This window comes from Winogradskyella sp. MIT101101 (assembly GCF_047126865.1).
Classification (GTDB): domain Bacteria; phylum Bacteroidota; class Bacteroidia; order Flavobacteriales; family Flavobacteriaceae; genus Winogradskyella; species Winogradskyella ouciana.
Map to the genome: position 1 here is coordinate 3,164,417 of NZ_CP138982.1, position 19,946 is coordinate 3,184,362.

General features: G+C 34.8%; 14 protein-coding genes. 12 read left to right on the forward strand and 2 right to left on the reverse strand.

What is annotated here, in order from left to right; all coding sequences use genetic code 11:
- The 10 genes from SIB89_RS14190 (at position 1) to SIB89_RS14235 (ending at position 14,839) form a co-directional block, all read left to right on the forward strand.
- Positions 1 to 645 (forward strand): outer membrane beta-barrel protein, encoded by a 645-nt coding sequence (locus SIB89_RS14190; RefSeq protein WP_412560284.1) that lies wholly within the window; start codon positions 1 to 3, stop codon positions 643 to 645.
- A 116-nt stretch (positions 646 to 761) separates the two neighbouring features.
- The gene (locus SIB89_RS14195; RefSeq protein ID WP_412560285.1) at positions 762 to 1,271 is read left to right on the forward strand and encodes a T9SS type A sorting domain-containing protein; all 510 of its coding nucleotides are present in this window, start codon (positions 762 to 764) and stop codon (positions 1,269 to 1,271) included.
- Between the two features lie 25 nt (positions 1,272 to 1,296).
- Positions 1,297 to 3,630 carry a hypothetical protein gene (locus SIB89_RS14200; RefSeq protein ID WP_412560286.1) on the forward strand — a complete coding sequence of 778 codons (2,334 nt, stop codon included), beginning with the start codon at positions 1,297 to 1,299 and terminating at the stop codon, positions 3,628 to 3,630.
- A 19-nt stretch (positions 3,631 to 3,649) separates the two neighbouring features.
- Positions 3,650 to 9,301: a T9SS type A sorting domain-containing protein gene (locus SIB89_RS14205; protein ID WP_412560287.1), complete on the forward strand. Its 5,652-nt coding sequence runs from the start codon at positions 3,650 to 3,652 to the stop codon at positions 9,299 to 9,301.
- Positions 9,298 to 9,993: a hypothetical protein gene (locus SIB89_RS14210; RefSeq protein WP_412560288.1), complete on the forward strand. Its 696-nt coding sequence runs from the start codon at positions 9,298 to 9,300 to the stop codon at positions 9,991 to 9,993. The genes SIB89_RS14205 and SIB89_RS14210 overlap by 4 nt, the downstream gene beginning before the upstream one ends.
- Positions 9,994 to 10,079: 86 nt before the next feature.
- Positions 10,080 to 11,615 carry a glutamine-hydrolyzing GMP synthase gene (gene guaA / locus SIB89_RS14215; RefSeq protein WP_412560289.1) on the forward strand — a complete coding sequence of 512 codons (1,536 nt, stop codon included), beginning with the start codon at positions 10,080 to 10,082 and terminating at the stop codon, positions 11,613 to 11,615.
- 57 nt (positions 11,616 to 11,672) lie between these two features.
- The gene (locus tag SIB89_RS14220) at positions 11,673 to 13,577 is read left to right on the forward strand and encodes a LysM peptidoglycan-binding domain-containing protein (protein WP_412560290.1); all 1,905 of its coding nucleotides are present in this window, start codon (positions 11,673 to 11,675) and stop codon (positions 13,575 to 13,577) included.
- A gap of 1 nt (position 13,578) precedes the next feature.
- Entirely contained in the window at positions 13,579 to 13,980 is a 402-nt protein-coding gene (locus tag SIB89_RS14225; RefSeq protein ID WP_273291146.1) for an OsmC family protein, read from the forward strand.
- Complete coding sequence (locus SIB89_RS14230) at positions 13,981 to 14,526, forward strand: DUF922 domain-containing protein (protein WP_412560291.1); 546 nt, start codon at positions 13,981 to 13,983, stop codon at positions 14,524 to 14,526. It abuts the gene before it with no gap.
- A gap of 88 nt (positions 14,527 to 14,614) precedes the next feature.
- Positions 14,615 to 14,839, forward strand: a complete 225-nt coding sequence (locus SIB89_RS14235) for a DUF3820 family protein (protein ID WP_273291150.1) — start codon at positions 14,615 to 14,617, stop codon at positions 14,837 to 14,839.
- Here SIB89_RS14235 and SIB89_RS14240 read toward each other — a convergent pair.
- Positions 14,832 to 15,536, reverse strand: coding sequence for a hypothetical protein (locus tag SIB89_RS14240; protein ID WP_412560292.1), 705 nt, complete (start codon positions 15,534 to 15,536; stop codon positions 14,832 to 14,834). The genes SIB89_RS14235 and SIB89_RS14240 overlap by 8 nt on opposite strands.
- 57 nt (positions 15,537 to 15,593) lie before the next feature.
- Entirely contained in the window at positions 15,594 to 16,157 is a 564-nt protein-coding gene (locus tag SIB89_RS14245) for a hypothetical protein (protein WP_412560293.1), read from the reverse strand.
- A gap of 88 nt (positions 16,158 to 16,245) precedes the next feature.
- Here SIB89_RS14245 and SIB89_RS14250 point away from each other — a divergent pair, with 88 nt between their 5' ends.
- Positions 16,246 to 17,862: a CTP synthase gene (locus SIB89_RS14250; protein WP_412560294.1), complete on the forward strand. Its 1,617-nt coding sequence runs from the start codon at positions 16,246 to 16,248 to the stop codon at positions 17,860 to 17,862.
- Positions 17,863 to 18,029: 167 nt separating this feature from the next.
- Entirely contained in the window at positions 18,030 to 19,931 is a 1,902-nt protein-coding gene (gene yidC, locus SIB89_RS14255; RefSeq protein WP_412560295.1) for a membrane protein insertase YidC, read from the forward strand.
- Positions 19,932 to 19,946 lie beyond the last annotated feature (15 nt).

Below are 19,946 nucleotides of genomic sequence, written 5' to 3' on the forward strand. Positions count from 1 at the left end.
GTGAAAAAGTATGTAATTCTATTATGCATTTTATGTATTGTTAATTGGTGTTTTAGCCAACAACTTTACTTTGAATTTGGTACAACCATTTCATCCTTTGATTATGAAAATTCAGAAGGAAGACCATTGGATAATCTAATGTCTAAATCAAGAACCTATTATGGCTTAGGTTATAGGCAAAATATAAATGATGCCAAGACATTGTTTTTGTCACTAGGAGTGTCTTACAATAATTACGGAGCAATAGGAAGTGAAAGTAGTGTTGACAACTACTTTGAGTGGGATGTAAGTTATTTGGGAGCAAAGGCAGGTTTGGGTATAAAGTTATTTCAGCTTAGAGATCTTACGTTCTTGGCAAATGCATCTGTAGCTTCAGAGTTTTTAATACGAGGAAACCAGACCATAAACAATGATGTTTATAACCTTGTAGGAGAAGAAGAGTTTAATAATAATATACTGTTCTTCAGAGGTGGAGTAGAGATGCAATATCCGGTTTCTAGCAGTACAGCAATTTTTGTGGGTTACACTTATGGTAAGTCAGTATTAATTAATAGTGCGGAAAATGCTGAAAAACTAAATCTAAATGCACATCAATTTGGTTTGGGTTTTATCATCAACCTACCAAAATGTTACTGTAGTTTTTAGATATGGAGAAATACAGTAGACAAAAGGTGGACATTGTACCAATCCTTAGTGTTTACAGGGATTTAATTATAAATTTAGATTGAATATAGAATATGAAAACGATACATAAAAATAATATGAAAGCATTTCTATCAATTTTAGTACTGTTTTGTTTTGCTCAGCACTTACAGGCACAAAGCAATTCTGGCTATCGGATTATAAGATCTAATTTAGGAAGTAGTGGCTCGGCACAAACGGTCGAAACTTCCAATGGTAGCTATAAAATAAGCCAAAGTATTGGGCAGTCTAGTGTTATTGGTACACATTATAATAATGGATACTATTTAAGACAAGGCTACCAACAACCTATGCATACCATAAAAAGAATTAGAGACCTAGACATAGAGTTACGTGCTAAGGTATATCCCAATCCGTTTAGTCAAACCTTATTTGTGACATTTAGTGATGTAATGCGCAGTGACATTTCTATCAAAATTTTAAATATAGAAGCTAGAGAGATTCACACTCAAGTGTTTTTACCATCGCAACGGCTAGAACTTCAGTTGCAAGATTTCTCTAGTGGTACTTATCTCTTAAAAGTGACCTCTGGTAGAAAACGATTCAACACAAAACTTATAAAGATTTAAAAAAACAATATAAAACCACCTAGTTATGAAAAAAATATTAACACTGACATTCTTTATGTGCTCTATGTTTTATGCCATGGCACAAACAGACGGAATTACCTACCAAGCAGTAATTATAGGCCCAGACGATTTGGAATTACCGGGAGTAGATTCTGAAGGTAATTATTTGCCAAATACAACGATTGCTGTAAGATTTACAATTTATGACAGCACTAATCAAATAGAATTTCAGGAAATACAAATTACTGAAACAGATGATTTTGGTAGAATAAATCTATTGATTGGTGAGGCAGAACACGACTATTTTAAAGAAATTAGTTGGGATGGGACACCTAAAGATTTAAAAGTAGAAATTGATTTTGATGCTGGTAACAATTTTGAGACCATGAGTCGAGAAACACTAACGTTTTTACCTTATGCATTTCATAGAAATATTACGGCTACAGGGACTTTAACTGTAGATGACAAAACCTTCTTAAATGGAGAGTTAGAAGTTGAAGGGCCAACAAATTTATTTAGCTCTTTAACAGTTCACAATAATAATCCAACATTACTTACAGGCGATTTAACTGTAGATGGCATTACTAATTTAAATAATGCTTTAAATGTTAATAACGGAAGTGCCACGAATTTAACAGGTGACTTAAATGTAAGTCAGAATAGTGCTTTAGATGGTACTTTAGACGTTATTGGGCTTACTACTTTAAACGACTTAACAGTTAATGGAGAAGCCAGTTTTGGAGATTTAACCGCTGAAAACTTAAAAGTCACCGATTCAACCCATTTAGATGGCGGATTAAATATTACGTCAGATTCTCAGGTTAAAATAACCTCAAGTCTACAAGGGTCGGAACTGGATATTAAGAATTACCCTTTATTAATAGAAGGTGGTACTCAAGGCATTGCAATTAAAGTAGAGACTCAGGGTGCAAGGAATGAAAATAATTTCATCTCCTTTTGGGATAATACTACACCAAGTACTAATTTGGCTTTTAATCCTATTGGTATTAGTGGTGTTGTCTCTGATATTTTTGATATAGTCGGTATTGATGACACTGGGATTTTCGATTCTTTAAGTAGTAATCCCGAACCTGGAGCTAACACCGTGTCAGGAATCGTATTACCTGATGCTACAGGACCTATGCTATGGGGACGTATTGAAGGCGAAACCTCAGAAGATGAATTCACTAACAATGCGGATTATAACGCAGATTTTTTGGGTACTTTATATGATACTGTAGATGGAACCTTAGACTTCGCTTGGGAGTTTTCTGAAAGTGCAAAGCAAGCAGGGGATTTTGCTGCTGCACTTTCGAGTAGTACAGGTTGTGCTGGAATTGGAGCCTGTGTTACGGCCCCAATTCCGTCAATTATTCTAAATGAAACCTCGCAAAACTTTTTACAGGTTGTTAAACAAGTGGCTGCATCGGCAAACTTGGCTTTTTCGGGATATATGTTACAAGCATTCGCCAATAATAAGCTTAAGTTCAAGGGTGTCTCTTACGCATCGGGAGCAGGCGACTATGCGGAATATTTAAGACGCTCAAATCCTGATGAAGAGATGGTTTATGGTGAGATAGTGGGCGTCAAAGGAGGTAAAATCTCTAAACAAACCAATGGTGCAGAGCGAATGATGGTGATATCCTACAAACCTGCAGTCTTGGGTGCTTTACCTCAAGAAAGAGAAGAACCTTTATTTGAAAAAGTCGCTTTTATGGGGCAGGTTCCAGTGCGCGTTATAGGCAAGGTAAATATTGGTGATTATATTTTACCGAGTGGCAATAATGATGGTTTTGGAGTTGCTGTTTCACCAGATAAAATTTCTTCTAAAGACATTAAGAATATTGTGGGAGTGGCTTGGGATTCTTCTGATAAGTTGGTTAGTTTTAAGCTTATCAATACTGCGGTAGGAATTAATAATAACGACAACAACCCTATTGTTATAAAGTTAGAACAACAAGTTGCACTGCAGAGCAAAGAAATTAATGAGTTAAAAACTCTGCTTCAAACTACTATTCAACGTATTGAAGCAATAGAAAATTCAGGTGACGCTTTTAAGGGTAATACAAATGTGGCATTTACTCAAGCAGATGAGGAAAATATAGCTCATGATGGTAGAAGATTCGAAAGAGAAAATGACGTGATTTATTTTGAAATTTCCGATGAAGAATTGGAAGAAGGATTAAGGTTGGCTGAAAAAATGCTTCGTAAACAAGGTATTACTAAAAGTCAGGAATATGTAATAACCAAAATAAAAGAGGATGCAGCTTTTAAAGCTAAAATTATGAATAAAATGAAGGAGAGTCTTAAAAACCAAATACATTTTCATAAAGAAATAAATAGGGGTGACGACCACTAAGCTATTAAACTAGGTAACAATGAAACGATATATAATAGTTTTTTGTGGTATACTTATTCTGTTTTCCTATCATGCTGTAGCGCAAACCACAGCAATTCCTGATGTTAATTTTGAAGAATACTTAGAAACACATAATGAAGATGGAGATGTGGTAAATGTAGGAGATGCAGATAGTATGGGAGACGGCCAACTCAATAATGGATTGGTGGAAACCTCACGGATCGTCAACGTGCTGACGCTCGATGTAGGAAATCTTGATATCGCTGATCTTACAGGTATAGCCGCATTTTCTAACCTTGAAACTCTTATTTGTAGTGAGAATGATTTAGAGAATCTAGATGTGTCTAACAACAGTAATCTTAAAACTTTACTTTGTGGTTCTAATGATTTAAGTCAACTAGATCTTACTGCTAATATTAATTTAGAGTCGCTAAATGCCTCTAATAACAGGATTCAAGAATTGAATGTGAGTAATAATATATTGTTGAAGACTATTTCTATATCCAAAAATCAACTGTCCACAATTGATCTGTCTAATAATTCGGAATTGACCTTATTAAGTGTTTCTAACAATAGATTGGTCGGGGAATTGGTGGTGAGTAACAACATAAATTTAGAAAGTTTGTTTTGCGCATCAAATCAAATCTCCATTTTGGATTTATCTGCAAATACGGTTTTAAAAAGTCTCGATGTTTCAAATAATGACTTAACCGAATTAAATTTGAGTGCCATTAATACAGTGGTTTGTCCTGATCCTCAGACAGACCCAATCACATTGTGTCAAGGGATTTCGACAATAAATGTATCTAGAAATCAACTAATGTCTTTGGTGGTAAATAATGGTTTCAACGAACTTGTATCGTTTTTTAACGCTTCAGAAAATCCAGATTTATTCTGTATTCAAATCGATAGTGGGTTTACACCAAACAGTTGGATAAAAGATGATTGGACATATTACAGAGATACCACTTGCGTAGATATCTATACCTATGTGCCAGATGATAATTTTGAACAAGCGCTTATCAATCTTGGCTATGACGATGTATTAGATAATTTGGTGCTAACAGCAAACATTGACTCTATTATAGATTTAAATATTTCTAACGCATCCATTTCTAACTTAATTGGAATTGAAGATTTTACAGCATTAGAAGTTTTAGATGTCAGCAATAACAACTTAGCAAGTGCTGATTTATCAAGCAATTTAGCATTACAGCAATTAGATATTACAAATAACAACTTAACTAGTATAGATTTAAACTCTAACACAGCTCTTGTTACGATTGAATGTTCGGGTAATAATCTAGATGATTTAAATGTAAGTGCAAATTCAAATTTAACAACATTGAATTGTTCTAATAATGCATTAATTAGCATAGACGTAAGCAATAATCTGATGTTGACAGATCTAAACTGTTCACTGAATCAAATAGAGTTTTTAGATATTACCAACAACTCAGTATTAACTAGTTTAACTTGTAATAACAACAATCTGTTCGCCCTAAACCTTAATAACGGAAACAATACTGCCATAACAGCCTTTGATGCCACAAACAACACAAATTTGTTCTGTATTGAAGTAGATGATGTTGCCTTTGCTAATGGAGCTGCAGGTTGGCAAAAAGATGCCATGGCTGCTTATAACCTTAACTGTGGTACTTATGTACCAGATGATAATTTTGAACAGGCATTAATTAACCAAGGTATTGATTCTGATGGCACACTGAATAATTTTGTATCAACAGCTGATATAAATACTTTGATTGCCTTAGATGTTTCAAGTTTGGATATAGCGGATTTAACCGGAATTCAGGATTTTGTGGCTTTACAAGATTTAAATGTGTCCAATAACATGCTCATAAGTTTAGAGCTAAGCAATAACACTGCGCTCCAAATATTGGACTGTTCAATAAATCAAATTGAAAGTTTAGATTTAACCGCAAATACAGCATTAACATCGGTGCTTTGTAATTATAACGCACTTCAAACTTTAAATATTGAAAACGGAAACAATGCATCTTTAACCGTATTTAATACAACGGACAATCCAAATTTATACTGTATTAATGTAGATGATGCAATTGTTGGAAGCATTCCAGCAAGCTGGCAAAAAGATGCATTTACATCTTATAATGGAGATTGTGAAAATAATCGTTTCACGGCAATTCCAGATCCGTTTTTTGAACAAGCACTTATTGATTTGGGATATGATGATATTATAGATGCTCAGGTATTGACGGCAAATATTGAGCATATTGAAACTTTGGATGTCAGTGATCAAAGTATTTCTGACCTCACAGGAATAAGAGATTTTAAATCCTTAATAGAACTAGATTGTAGTGGTAATTTTTTAGACGAATTGGATGTTAGTAATATGATTTATTTAGAACGCTTAAATTGTAATTCTAATTATCTATTGACTAATGATGTTGTTGATACAAATGGATTGTTAAACACAACCGGAACCATAGCACTAATAGAACTGTATTGTGCTGGTAATAATTTAACTAACCTCGACACCTCACAAAACACAAATTTAGAACTGTTAGATTGTGCTGATAATAATTTAGATACGCTCAATATTTCAGGAAACAATTTATTGAGAGAGTTAAACTGTTCAAATAACAATTTAGCTACTCTTAATGTTAGTAATAACTCTGTTTTAGAAGTCCTTAACTGTAGTAGTAATTCACTTAGCAGCTTAACCACTTCTACAGTAAGTAACAATACCTTAGTTAGTCTGAGTTGTGTCAGTAATAATTTGCCAAGTTTATTAGTTGACAATTACATTGCGTTAAAAACATTAAACTGTGGCTCAAATGAACTGACACAGCTTAATATTACTAATAATTCAGCATTAGAGCTTTTATCTATAACCAACAATCAAATTTCAACGATTAATCTTACCAACAATGTGAGTTTAGTTGAGGCACAATTGTCTCAGAATAGTTTAACGGAACTTGATGTAAATGCTAATGCTCAGCTAGAATATTTAAGCTGTAGTTTTAATGAATTAACAGAATTAAATTTAGCTGCAAATATTGTTCTTCAGTCATTGTCTTGCGCAAGTAACCAATTAACAAATCTAGATTTAAGTAGTAATATCAATTTGATTGAGGCTAATTTTAATTCCAATGCAATAACAAGTTTAACCTTATCAAATAATTTGGGTGAGCTTAAAAGAATTGATGCTAGTGGTAACCAAATTGAAGGTGATATTGACTTAAGCACTATGGCAATTTCGGCCTGTGTTTTTCAGACCAACCAAACGGAATTTTGCCCTGAGACCATAGACGCAAATTTATCTAATAACTTGTTTGATTTTGTCAATATCCAAAATGGAATCAATTCAGATGTAGCAAGCTTTAATGTATTAGGAAACCCTAACTTGGAATGTGTACAAGTTGATGATGTAGATAATGTTCCTGCAAATTGGATTAAAGATGAAGCTACGGCGTATAATATAGATTGCAACTTCGGTGAAACCTATGTACCAGATGACAATTTTGAACAAGCTTTAATTAATTTAGGCTACGATTCTGGGCCGCTCAATGATTATGTTTTAACCATTAACATAGAATCCATAACAGATTTAGATATTGGCGGAAACAATATTGCCGATTTAACAGGAATCGAGGATTTTTTGGCTTTAGAAAATTTAAACTGTTCAAATAATACAATTACTGAACTAGATTTAAGCTCCAATATCAATTTGTTAAGCATAGATTGTTCTAGCAATCAACTAATGGATATAGACGTTTCTAATAATATAGCTTTAACGTCAATTGATTGTTCAACCAATTCAATTAGTAATGTTGATTTGAGTGCTAATACTAGTTTAGCTTTTTTGGATATTTCAGACAATACATTTACATCTTTTCTTCCAAGCGATGTATTATCCTTGCAAGTTTTTAACTGTGACAATAATGAAATTATTGAGCTAGATTTTCAACAAAATCAAAATTTAACAAACCTCAATTGTCAATCCAATCTTTTAGAAACCTTGAATATTAGTAATGGGCAAAATGCAATTCTAACGGATTTAAACGCTCAAAATAACCCTGATTTAATGTGTGTTGAAACAGATACTGGGACAGTACCATCTGGCGCAACTTGGTTAATAGATGCAACGGCACAGTTTGCTATAGAATGTTTTTTTGGTGAAACTTATGTACCAGATGATAATTTTGAGCAAGCATTAATCGATTTAGGACTTGATTCTGCTCCTTTAGATGATTATGTGTTTACTGAAAACATTGAGGATATAACATTTTTGAATGTTAGTGGAAGAGAGATAGCTGATTTAACAGGGATAGAAGACTTTATAAGTTTAACAAACTTAAACTTTGAAAACAATAGTGTACAAACCATAGATATTAGCAATAATGTGTTGTTAAACAATCTAGACGTTTCAAATAATGTATTGACGGATTTAGATTTGTCAAATCAGTTGGATTTAATAGATCTAGATGTATCTGGTAATAACTTAACGGAATTTAATTTAGATAACAACTTAAATCTTGTTGATTTAAATGTGTCAAGTAATATGCTAACAAGTTTAAGCATAGAACTGTTTATCGCTTTAGAAGAGCTCAATTGTGCATCAAATCAATTGAGTAGTTTAGATGTTAGCCAAAACCCCAATTTAACGTTGTTGTTTTGCCAATCTAATATGTTGATTGGTGACCAACTCAATCTTCAGAATGGAAATAATGAAAATTTAGAGCTGTTTAATGCAACCAATAATCCAGATTTAGGTTGTATTCTGGTCGATGATCCAGTAGCGGTAATCAATAATACTAATGGACTTTATGATAATTGGTTTAAGGACGACACAGCAAGCTATCAAATTATATGTGAAGATGCGGATAATGATGGTGTGCCTACTGAAGATGACTTATGCCCAGGAACAGAGTTTGGTGCAACGGTGGACTTATTTGGTTGTGCTGTTATAGATTTACCTATTGATAATTTCACCATATCAATTACTGGAGAAACCTGTTTAAATAGTAATAATGGTAAAATTAGTATAGAAGCCCAAGAAGTTTATACCTATACAGCAACTCTTATTGCCGAGGATTTTAATGAATCCTATAACTTTTTTGATGATGTGGATATTTTTAACCTATTGGCCGGAACATATGAAATGTGTATCACTATTCAGGAGTATCCAGATTACGAAAGCTGTTATGCCATAGTAATTACTCAACCTAATCCGCTCGAAGTTTTTGCAAGTAGAATGGCTGCATCAGACAATAAAATTTCTGTAGAAATGTATGGCAGTACTAGTTTTAATATTGAATTTAATGATGAAACCTTTACAACGCATAATTCAAACTTAGAATTGCAATTACAACAAGGCGAAAATATTTTAAAAGTAACCACTGATTTAGAATGTCAAGGCAGTTTTGAAAAACGTATTTTCTTTGGAAATCACTTCTTGGTTTATCCTAATCCCTTTGAGAGTCAGTTTTATGTCTTCAATGGTTTAGAAAATGATGACATCTCAGTTGAGGTCTATTCCATCTTTGGACAGCTCGTTTTAAGTAAAATTTTAAAGAACAATGGAACTGAAATGAAAGTGGATACAAACCAACTAACTGCGGGAATATACGTGGTAAAAGTTAAGTCTAAATCGAATACATCATCCTATAAAATCATAAAAAAATGAAGAATTTAATAGTCATACTTTGTTTGTCGGTAGTTTTATTTGGCTGTAAGGACACCACAGATGATGGACCAGTAATTCCTGATGGACAGGATACTCCAACAGGTGTTATGTTGGTCTTTCCTCATGAAGACTCTTTATGTAACGAAGGCGAAAACCCAACACCTACCCAAAGCACGGTTTTCTTTGAGTGGATGCCAAATAACAATGCAGAAAACTACACACTTCATATCGAAAATTTATCAACCGGTACTATGTCGCAATACGAAACGGTAGATTTTATTTATCCTGTTACCATTCAGCGACCAGAATCGTTCAGGTGGCATGTAACCTATGAGCATCAAGGTGAGACAAGGGAAAGTGCACTGTGGAACTTCTATAACGCTGGTCCTGGTGTACAGACTTATGCGCCTTTTCCTGCTGAAATTACATCACCAGATATGGCGCAAAATGTTTCAAGCACTACTTCCATAACCTTACATTGGAGCGGGAGCGATGTGGATGATGATATTGCGAGCTACGATGTACACTTCGGAACTGAAAATCCGCCTGGTTTAAACACAAGTGATATTTCAGCTGAACAGCTAACAGTTGCTGTTGCTCCTGGGAATATTTACTATTGGAGCATAGTCACTAAAGACGCAGAAGGTAACTCATCAAACTCTGGAGTGTATCAGTTTAGGGTTTTAGACTAACCTTTTCCTTTTCAATTGTTAAAAAAATATCCAAAAAAACCCTAGACCTTAAATCCTGAATCTGAAAGCAATTGTTATTTTTGCACATGCAACATAACAAAGTCCTAATTTTAGATTTCGGTTCGCAGTACACGCAGTTAATAGCACGACGTGTAAGAGAGTTAAATATCTATTGCGAAATCCATCCATTCAATAAAATTCCAGCAGATTCCGACAGTTTTAAAGCGGTTATTTTATCTGGTAGTCCAAATTCCGTTAGAGGAGAAGATGTCCTTCACCCAGACCTTTCAAAAATTCGTGGTAAAAAACCATTATTGGCGGTTTGCTACGGAGCGCAATATCTGGCACATTTTTCTGGTGGAGAAGTAGCGGAATCCAATACACGAGAATACGGAAGAGCAAATTTAGGCTTTGTAAAATCTGATGAGGATTTTCTTGAGAATATTCACGAAGGCAGCCAAGTTTGGATGAGTCATAGCGATACCATTAAAAAGTTACCGACTGGAGGTGTTTTGTTGGCAAGCACCAATGATGTTGAAAACGCAGCCTATAAAATTGAAGGGGAAGCAACTTATGGTATTCAGTTTCACCCAGAAGTATATCATACTACAGATGGGCACCAACTTTTACAAAACTTCTTGGTTAAAATAGCAAAGGTTGAACAAGACTGGACACCAAATGCCTTTGTTGAAGAAACCGTTGAAGAATTAAAAAATAAGCTTGGTAATGATAAGGTTGTTCTGGGTTTATCTGGTGGAGTGGATTCGTCTGTAGCCGCAATGCTACTGCACAAAGCAATAGGAAAAAACCTCTATTGCATCTTTGTAAATAACGGTTTATTACGAAAAAATGAGTTCGAAGATGTACTGCATCAATACGAAGGCATGGGATTAAACGTTAAAGGTGTAGATGCTTCGGCACGCTTTTTGGATGCCTTAGCAGGAAAGAGCGATCCAGAGGAGAAAAGAAAAACCATTGGACGTGTGTTCATCGAGGTATTTGATGACGAAGCTCATGAAATTAAAGATGTGAAGTGGCTAGCTCAGGGAACCATTTATCCAGATGTGATCGAAAGTGTTTCAGCAACAGGTGGACCAAGTGCAACGATAAAAAGTCATCACAATGTTGGTGGTTTACCAGACTTTATGAAGCTGAAAGTTGTAGAGCCATTAAAGGCATTGTTTAAAGATGAGGTAAGGCGTGTTGGGAGGTCAATGAATATGGATAAACAATTGTTAGGGAGACATCCATTTCCTGGTCCAGGTTTGGCCATTAGGATTCTTGGAGATCTAACACCAGAAAAAGTGCGTATATTACAAGAGGTGGACTTTATTTTTATTAATAACCTACGTTCTTGGAATTTGTACGATAAAGTATGGCAGGCTGGCGCAATGTTGTTGCCTGTAAATAGTGTCGGTGTAATGGGTGATGAGCGTACGTACGAAAAATGTGTAGCACTTAGAGCTGTAGAGAGTACGGATGGTATGACGGCAGATTGGGTGAATTTACCTTATGAGTTTTTGCAAAAGACCTCAAATGAAATTATAAATAAAGTGAAGGGTGTCAATAGAGTTGTTTACGATATCAGTTCTAAGCCACCAGCAACTATAGAATGGGAATAACAGGTGACCTATTGCCCTTATTTGTTTCTAAAGTTTAGATAAGCTAAAATAAAATACATGAAAAATATTTTAACCGTAATATTAATTGCTTTTACAATAAGCTTGAGTGCTCAAAACTATATTGAGCATAAAGTTAAAGCTGGTGAGACAATAGAGAGCATTGCTAAGAAGTATTTGGTAACACCTTTCGATATTTTAGCGCTTAACCCTGATGCAAAATCTAATTTTCAACCCAATACAATTTTAATTATTCCCAATTCAAAAGTTAAAAACGAAGAAATTGAAGAGGAAAGTAGAGAGCTTATTGGTTATAAGACCCACAAAGTAAAGCGTAAAGAAACTTTATACGGAATCTCAAAAAAGTATAGTGTTACAGAGGAAGAAATTAAAAAAGCAAACCGTCAATTATATTCAGAAAACCTTAAAAAAGGCGATCGAATCAGAATACCAAAGTTCAAGACGTTTGTTTCTAAACAAAGCTATAAGAATACTTTAAGGAAATATAAAGTTCAACCTAAGGAGGGAAAATGGCGAGTCGCTTACAAGTTTGGTATTACCGTAGCTGAACTAGAAGCATTAAACCCTAACATGAAGCCTATTCTACAACCAGGTGATGAGCTTAACGTGCCAAATATTGAGGATAAGGAAGAAAAGGCAATTGAAACTCAGTACAACTATTACGAAGTATTGCCAAAAGAAGGCTTTTACAGATTAAAAGTAAAAACAGGCTTAACGCAAGAAGAACTGGAAAGCTTAAATCCAGAATTGAAAGAAGGAGGCTTAAAAGAAGGGATGGTTTTGAAAATACCAGATTCAATTCATACTGCTGCTAACCTTGCTGATATAGAAACTACAAAATTAGGATCTAATTTAAAGAATTTTAGAACTAAGAAACTAGCGTTAATGTTGCCATATCGTTTAAATAGAATAGATACAGATTCTGTTGAAGAAGCAAAATCCATGATAAAAAACAACAAGCTTTTGTCTATAGTATTAGATTTTCATATTGGAGTTAAGATGGCATTAGATTCAGCAAAGCAGTTGGGAATTTCAACAGACCTAAAGGTGTTGGATACACGTTATCAACCGTCAACTACAAGTAAATTATTAGCTGACAATGATTTTTCAGACTATGATGCCGTTATAGGTCCAATGGAAGAAAAAAGTTTCGATAGAGTGGCAACAGCTTTAAGACGAGATAGAGTTCCTGTGATTGCAGCTTTAAACAAACCCAAAGAGGTTTATGCTAATGTGTTTCAAACTATTCCAGATGACAAATTACTAGAAAAGGCAATGATTGATTTTGTGAAAAAAGATAGCCTAAAAACTAAAGTTGTTGTCATAGCAGATCAGGCTCATCGCTCAGAGAGTGAAATGATAAAGAAAGAATTCCCTAGCGCTAGCCTTATCTATTCTCAAAAAAACAAAAAATCAGGAAAAGACGACCATTACATTTATCCTGTGCAATTAGAAAACGTTTTCCCTATCGGTAAAACTATTGTTTTTCTAGAAACTGATAATGATGCCTTTGCGTCTAGCGTTATTAGTATGCTCAATGGATTGATGGTGGAGAAGACCGAAATTGTTTTGGTGACCTTAAATAAGGGCAAAGCCTTTGAAGGCAAGGATATCGATAATAATAACTTATCTAATCTCAAATTTCATTACCCATCTGTACATAAAACTTTTGATGAAAACAATTCTAATGGTTTTGTTGAGGCCTACAGAAAAGAATACGGTGTTTCACCTAGTAAATATGTAGCTCGTGGTTTCGATATAACCTTAGACGTTTTATTGCGTTTAGCAACAGAGGATAACTTATATGAAGCGTCTAGCGATATTATAGAAACGGAATACATTGAGAATAAGTTTAGGTACAATAAATCCTTATACGGAGGTTACACTAACGAAGCAGTTTACATCGTTAAGTTTGATGATCTAAGAATTGTAGAAGCCAATTAATATGACGTCTAAAGTAACTTATCTTGGTAACCTAAGAACAGAAAGCGTCCATATAAAATCCAATAATGCTTTTATAACGGATGCGCCAATAGACAATAATGGTAAGGGAGAAGCGTTTTCTCCTACAGATACCGTTGCTACAGGATTGGCAAGTTGTATGCTAACGGTTATGGGAATTAAAGCGCGGGACATGGATATAGATATGTCTGGTACTACAGCTGAGGTGACTAAAACTATGGCAAGCGACCCAAGACGCATCTCTAAGATAAAAGTGGTTCTTAATTTTCCCTTTGAGGCTGATAAGAAGACTAGAGTCATTTTAGAACGTACCGCAAATACATGCCCTGTGCATTACAGTTTGCATCCAGATATCGAAAAGGATGTGACGTTTAATTGGCAATAAATGCAATTTAAATATATCATAATAGGACTTCTTTTTCTGTTTGTTGGAACAACCTCCAACGACGAAACCATGACCTGGCATGAGGCACGCAAACTCTCGTGGGCAGATTTTAAGGCAAATCCAGATCCAGCTTCAGATGCTGTAGCACTCACTGCTTCTGGTATTACGTTTGGGTATTCCGTAAAAACATCCAATCGTAGAATTGTAGATTTTTCAACGACGGTAGAAGCCCATTTTTATCCAGCAAAATCTTGGTATATAAAAGAAAAAGGGGATGATCATGTCTTAGGCCATGAGCAATTACATTTTGATATCACAGAGCTCTACGTACGTAAATTTAGAAAGCAATTAGACCGTTTGGTGGTGAACCAAAACATTAAGAAACAGATGGAGCAAATACATGTGGCAATTAATAAGGCATTGGAAGAATCCCAAAAAACATACGATGCACAAACCAATCACTCCATAAATGTTGAAGCACAAAAATATTGGGAAACGTTTATTGCTGAAGAACTCAAAAAATTAGATAAATACAAGTCGCAATAAGTTGGAAGTCAATTTTGTCATTCCTGCGTTGGTCACTGAGCGAAGTCGAAGTGAGGCAGGAATCTATTTAAAAATTAGGAATTAATTAATGCAACCAGACAAAAAAGCACTCATAGAACTAGCGCATTACAAAATGCCATTTGGTAAATACAAAGGCCAATACTTGGTTGACATCCCAGAATACTATTACACTTGGTTTAAGCAAAAAGGCTTTCCGGAAGGAAAATTGGGAAGAATGATGACCCAAATGTATGATATTAAAATCAACGGCCTAGAAGAATTGATTTATACGATTAAACGGGATTTTAGTTAAAAGTAATACTCGATAAAATTTTATAACTATCCGATTCTAAAAAATCTTTAGAGGTGTAGTTTTCTTCTTTGTCAATTCTAATCTCCAACATCGCAAACAGTGACTGTTTAAAATCATCTGGATTTGGGATATAAATAATAGCATTATGACTCCATACTTCTTTATTGTCAATAATACCGTAAAGTGTAAATCCAGAATAACTAGTAGGCAAATCGTTAATAATGAGTGTCTGTTTTGGAGTTTTAGAATATAGTGTTGCATTAGAGTTTCTAGTATAATATGTAACTAATTGTTGTGTCACTTTTTCTACGATAACATCGTCCACGACATCTCTTACGGCATCAAAATGCAAGGCATAGCCATCACTATTTTTTATTGCTATTTTTTTCTCTGAATAATCAGAAGCTAAAGACATATTTAAGTCTAAACTAGCTGAACCCAAGTTTAAAAATTCAGATTCACTACCTAATTCGAGATAGTTTTCAGTTACATTTTTATTAATACTGTAACTTTTTGGAAATGTGATTTTAAAATCACGTATATCCCAATTATTAGCTCTACATGTGTCAGGTGTAAAATGAACTTCTTTTGTCGGTATATCGAAGGATAGTTCTGGCGAACTAGCACTTTCGTTATTGCAGTTATATAGCAGTGAAGTTAAGAAACATATTAAGGTTAATTTCAAGAATTTTTTCATCAACTGATCTTTTAATGCGTAAATATAAGATTTTATGTAAGTGAATATTAAATATATTTAACGACTCAGATTTTCAATGCACTGCTCTCTAATCTGCCAAATTTTCCCAAAACTGTATGGTATATTATTATTCTTTATCCAATCTTTTAAATAGGCTTTGTGGAAATCAATTTTAAATTCAGCTACTTGTTGAGGTGTAATTGTTTTCTCTAATAGCATATCATTTTTTAGTCTCTTAAAATCAGAAGTAGGAGAAGTATAATCAAAACGCTCATCATTAATTTTTAAATAGCAATGTGCTTCTGGTATATAATCTAACTGGTAATCAGATAAGGCTTTCCCAATTTTAGGTGTATTGGCACTATTCATTTTATACACGCCAAGTATGAGCTCCACATTTGGAATTTGGTTTAAATCAGCAACATGTTTCAAAAAGGCATGTTTAGAACTGCATGTTCCTTTTTTTTCCTTCCAGACTAAGCTTAAATCAGTTCGATTAGAATTTCTATTATAAGGCAGAGCTTTAACAAGCGAAACTAAATCTAACCAATTGTCAATGTCTTCGGACTTTATAAGCTGTGTTAATGTATCGTAAGATCCTAAAGTTTGGTTAGGTAACATGTTCTAAAAGTAACATATAAACAAAGCATAAACAAATACAGAATAAGTCATTAAATTTCGTAAATTTGCCTGCGTTTAACAACGCAATATGACCACAGACCCTAAGTATATTTTTGTAACAGGCGGAGTGTCTTCCTCTCTCGGAAAAGGCATCATAGCAGCATCTTTAGCTAAACTCCTACAAGCACAAGGTTACAGAACGACCATTCAAAAATTAGACCCTTACATTAACATTGACCCAGGAACATTAAACCCATACGAGCATGGCGAATGCTATGTGACGGACGATGGTGCAGAAACCGACTTGGATTTAGGACATTATGAACGGTTTTTAAACGTACCAACATCACAGGCAAATAATGTTACTACTGGTAGAATTTACCAAAGTGTAATTGACAAAGAGAGACGTGGTGAGTTCTTGGGAAAAACAGTTCAAGTTATTCCGCATATTACAGACGAGATTAAAGACAGAATCCAAATTCTTGGGAATTCTGGTGATTACGATATTATATTAACAGAGATTGGTGGCACCGTTGGTGATATTGAATCCTTACCATACATAGAAGCCGTACGTCAGTTACAATGGGACTTGGGAGAGCACAATGCTTTGGTGATTCATTTAACACTGATTCCTTTTTTGTCTGCAGCAGGCGAGTTAAAGACCAAACCTACACAACATAGTGTAAAGACATTAATGGAAAGTGGAGTACATGCAGATATTTTGGTATGTAGAACCGAACACGAATTGCACGAAGGTCTAAAAGAAAAATTGGCTCGTTTCTGTAATGTAAAGAAAGAAGCTGTTATCCAATCTATTGATGCATCAACAATTTACGATGTACCTAACCTAATGTTAGAAGAAGGCTTGGATAAAGTGGTATTGGAAAAACTAAACCTAAAAAGTGATGTACCAGATCTAAATCGCTGGAACGAATTTTTAAAGCGTCATAAAAACCCTAAGAGCGAAGTCACTATTGGATTGATAGGTAAATATGTAGAACTTCAGGATTCGTACAAGTCTATACTAGAAGCTTTTATTCATGCAGGTGCAGAAAATGAAGTGAGAGTCAATGTAGAATCTATTCATTCAGAATATCTCAATGAAGACAACATAGACTTTAAACTGAACCATTTAGATGGAGTATTGGTCGCACCTGGTTTTGGTGAGCGTGGCGTGGAAGGGAAAATTGAAGCCATTCGCTATGTGCGCGAAAACAATATTCCGTTTTTAGGTATTTGCTTAGGTATGCAGATGGCAGTGATAGAGTATGCCAGAAATGTGTTGAACTTAAGTGATGCAAATTCCATTGAGATGGATGAGGATACAGAACATCCTGTTATTAATTTAATGGAATCTCAAAAAAATGTAATAAACAAAGGAGGAACCATGCGTTTAGGCGCGTGGGATTGCAACATTATAGAAGATAGTATCGCTTACAAAGTTTATGGTGAAAAAAATATAGAAGAACGTCATAGACATCGATTTGAATTTAACGATGACTATAAAACACAGGTTGAAGCTGCAGGTATGAAGGCTACAGGATTAAACCCTGAAACCGGACTGGTAGAAATCATAGAAATTCCAGAACATAGCTGGTTTGTTGGCGTACAATACCATCCGGAGTACAAGAGTACAGTTGCCAATCCACATCCTTTATTTGTGGCTTTTGTCGCTGCCGCTTTAAAGTATAAGAAGAAAAAATAATGAATCAATGTGCCACTTTGGCGTAAAATGATTTTTTGGATAGCTTTTTGGGATAAGCAAATCACTTATCTTAAATGTCACACTGAGCGCAGTCAAAGTGCTTTTTAAGACTTTTGATAAGTACCAAAACTTACTAAATTAGATTACCGTTTACACGGCAAATACATATGGAAGAAAAGAAACTAGACATCAACTCAATTATTGGATTTATTCTAATATTCGGAATCTTGGTGTACATGATGTACCAAAGTTCACCTTCACCAGAGGAAGTTGAAGCTGAGAAAAAAGCAGAACAAGAACAGGTTGAAGCTGAGAAAAAAGAGAGCAAACAAAATGAAGCGGTTGTAACTACTGCGGAAGATTATACCAACACACAAGCCTTAGACTCTACTCAGCAAGCTGCACTTCAAAGCAAAGTAGGTTCTTTTGCCTATGCCTTAGGTTTACAGGGCGAAGAACAAACTACAGTAACTACAGACGTTTTTGAGTTAAAGTTCAATAGAAAAGGGGGTCATTTGGCTCAGGTAAAGCTACGTAATTTTGTAGATTACGATTCAGTGCCAATTTATCTCGTTAAAGACGATAATAGCGCTTTTAATATCACTTTCGGTACTTCAGACAACAGAACACTCAATACACAGGACTTCCCATTTCAGCCTAGCGTAAGTAAGAGTGGTGAGAATACAGTGGTTTCTATGAAACTTAAGGTCTCTGAAACCGCATTTTTGGAATATAGATACGAGTTGAAGCCAAATGATTATATGATTGATTTTTCAATCAGATCACAAGGCTTAAGTGGTGTCTTTAATACATCGCAACCGATTACTCTAGACTGGAAGCAGAAAGGTATTCGTCATGCCAAGAGTATAAGCTACGAAAATCGTTACACACGTTTAACCTATATGTATGATGGTAGGGTTGACAAGTTATCTCAAATGGGTGATGATGACGAAATTGCTGAAGATGTAGAATGGCTATCGTATAGACAACACTTTTTCAGCTCAATTCTGGTGTCGGATGACAGCCCTTTCAAAAAGGTAGAAATGACTTCTGCTGATCTTGTAGAAGATGAAGACGTAGATTCTTTATATACAAAACTCTATACCTCTAAAATGCCTTTGGCATATAATGGAGGGGAGATCAATAAAAATCTTGGTTTATATTATGGCCCTACAGATGCAAAGACGCTAAAGGCCTATGATAAAGATTTAGAAGAGAGTATCCCATTTGGTTGGGGAATTTTTGGCTGGATCAATAAGGCCATATTCATTCCATTGTTCGGTTGGTTAAGTGGTATGCTACCTTACGGTATTGCTATAATTGTGATGACTATCTTGGTTAAAATAATGTTGTCCTTTGTACAGTATAAACAATTCTTGTCTCAAGCTAAGATGAAAATCTTAAAACCAGAGCTCGATGCCATCAGAAAGAAGCATAAGGATAACAAGATGAAGGCGCAACAAGAAACAATGGCTTTACAGAGTAAAGCAGGAGCTAGTCCGTTAAGCGGTTGTTTGCCAGGTCTAATGCAAATCCCTGTTTTTTACGCCTTGTTTATGTTTTTCCCAACAGCCTTTGATTTAAGACAGAAAAGTTTCCTTTGGGTAGATGATTTAAGTTCATATGATTCTATTGCGGATTTACCATTTAATATTCCATTTTATGGAGATCACGTGGCATTATTTCCAATTTTGGCTGCAATTGCAATCTTCTTTTACATGAAGATGACCACAGGCCAGCAAATGGCACAACAACCTACACAAGAAGGGATGCCAGATATGGGTAAAATGATGAAGTATATGATTTACTTCTCACCAATTCTTATGTTGGTATTCTTTAACAATTATGCTTCAGGATTGAGTTTGTATTACTTTATATCTAACTTAATTAGTATCGGAATTATGTTGGTAATTAAGAATTATATCATTGATGAAGAGAAGGTGTTAGCAAAGATCGAGACGCAAAAGAAGAAGCCTAAGAAACAAAACAAGTTTCAGAGAAAAATGGCTGAAATGATGGAGCAAGCAGAGCAACAAAAGCAAGCACAGCAGAAAAGAAAAAAGAAATAATTGTTATAACAATAT

Coding starts and splice junctions, on each gene's coding strand:
- SIB89_RS14240 (WP_412560292.1), bottom strand. CDS start 15,536: ATGAAAAAATTCTTGAAATTAACCTTAATATGTTTCTTAACTTCACTG.
- SIB89_RS14220 (WP_412560290.1), top strand. CDS start 11,673: ATGAAAAATATTTTAACCGTAATATTAATTGCTTTTACAATAAGCTTG.
- SIB89_RS14205 (WP_412560287.1), top strand. CDS start 3,650: ATGAAACGATATATAATAGTTTTTTGTGGTATACTTATTCTGTTTTCC.
- SIB89_RS14195 (WP_412560285.1), top strand. CDS start 762: ATGAAAGCATTTCTATCAATTTTAGTACTGTTTTGTTTTGCTCAGCAC.
- yidC (WP_412560295.1), top strand. CDS start 18,030: ATGGAAGAAAAGAAACTAGACATCAACTCAATTATTGGATTTATTCTA.
- SIB89_RS14245 (WP_412560293.1), bottom strand. CDS start 16,157: ATGTTACCTAACCAAACTTTAGGATCTTACGATACATTAACACAGCTT.
- guaA (WP_412560289.1), top strand. CDS start 10,080: ATGCAACATAACAAAGTCCTAATTTTAGATTTCGGTTCGCAGTACACG.
- SIB89_RS14230 (WP_412560291.1), top strand. CDS start 13,981: ATGCAATTTAAATATATCATAATAGGACTTCTTTTTCTGTTTGTTGGA.
- SIB89_RS14210 (WP_412560288.1), top strand. CDS start 9,298: ATGAAGAATTTAATAGTCATACTTTGTTTGTCGGTAGTTTTATTTGGC.
- SIB89_RS14250 (WP_412560294.1), top strand. CDS start 16,246: ATGACCACAGACCCTAAGTATATTTTTGTAACAGGCGGAGTGTCTTCC.
- SIB89_RS14235 (WP_273291150.1), top strand. CDS start 14,615: ATGCAACCAGACAAAAAAGCACTCATAGAACTAGCGCATTACAAAATG.
- SIB89_RS14200 (WP_412560286.1), top strand. CDS start 1,297: ATGAAAAAAATATTAACACTGACATTCTTTATGTGCTCTATGTTTTAT.
- SIB89_RS14225 (WP_273291146.1), top strand. CDS start 13,579: ATGACGTCTAAAGTAACTTATCTTGGTAACCTAAGAACAGAAAGCGTC.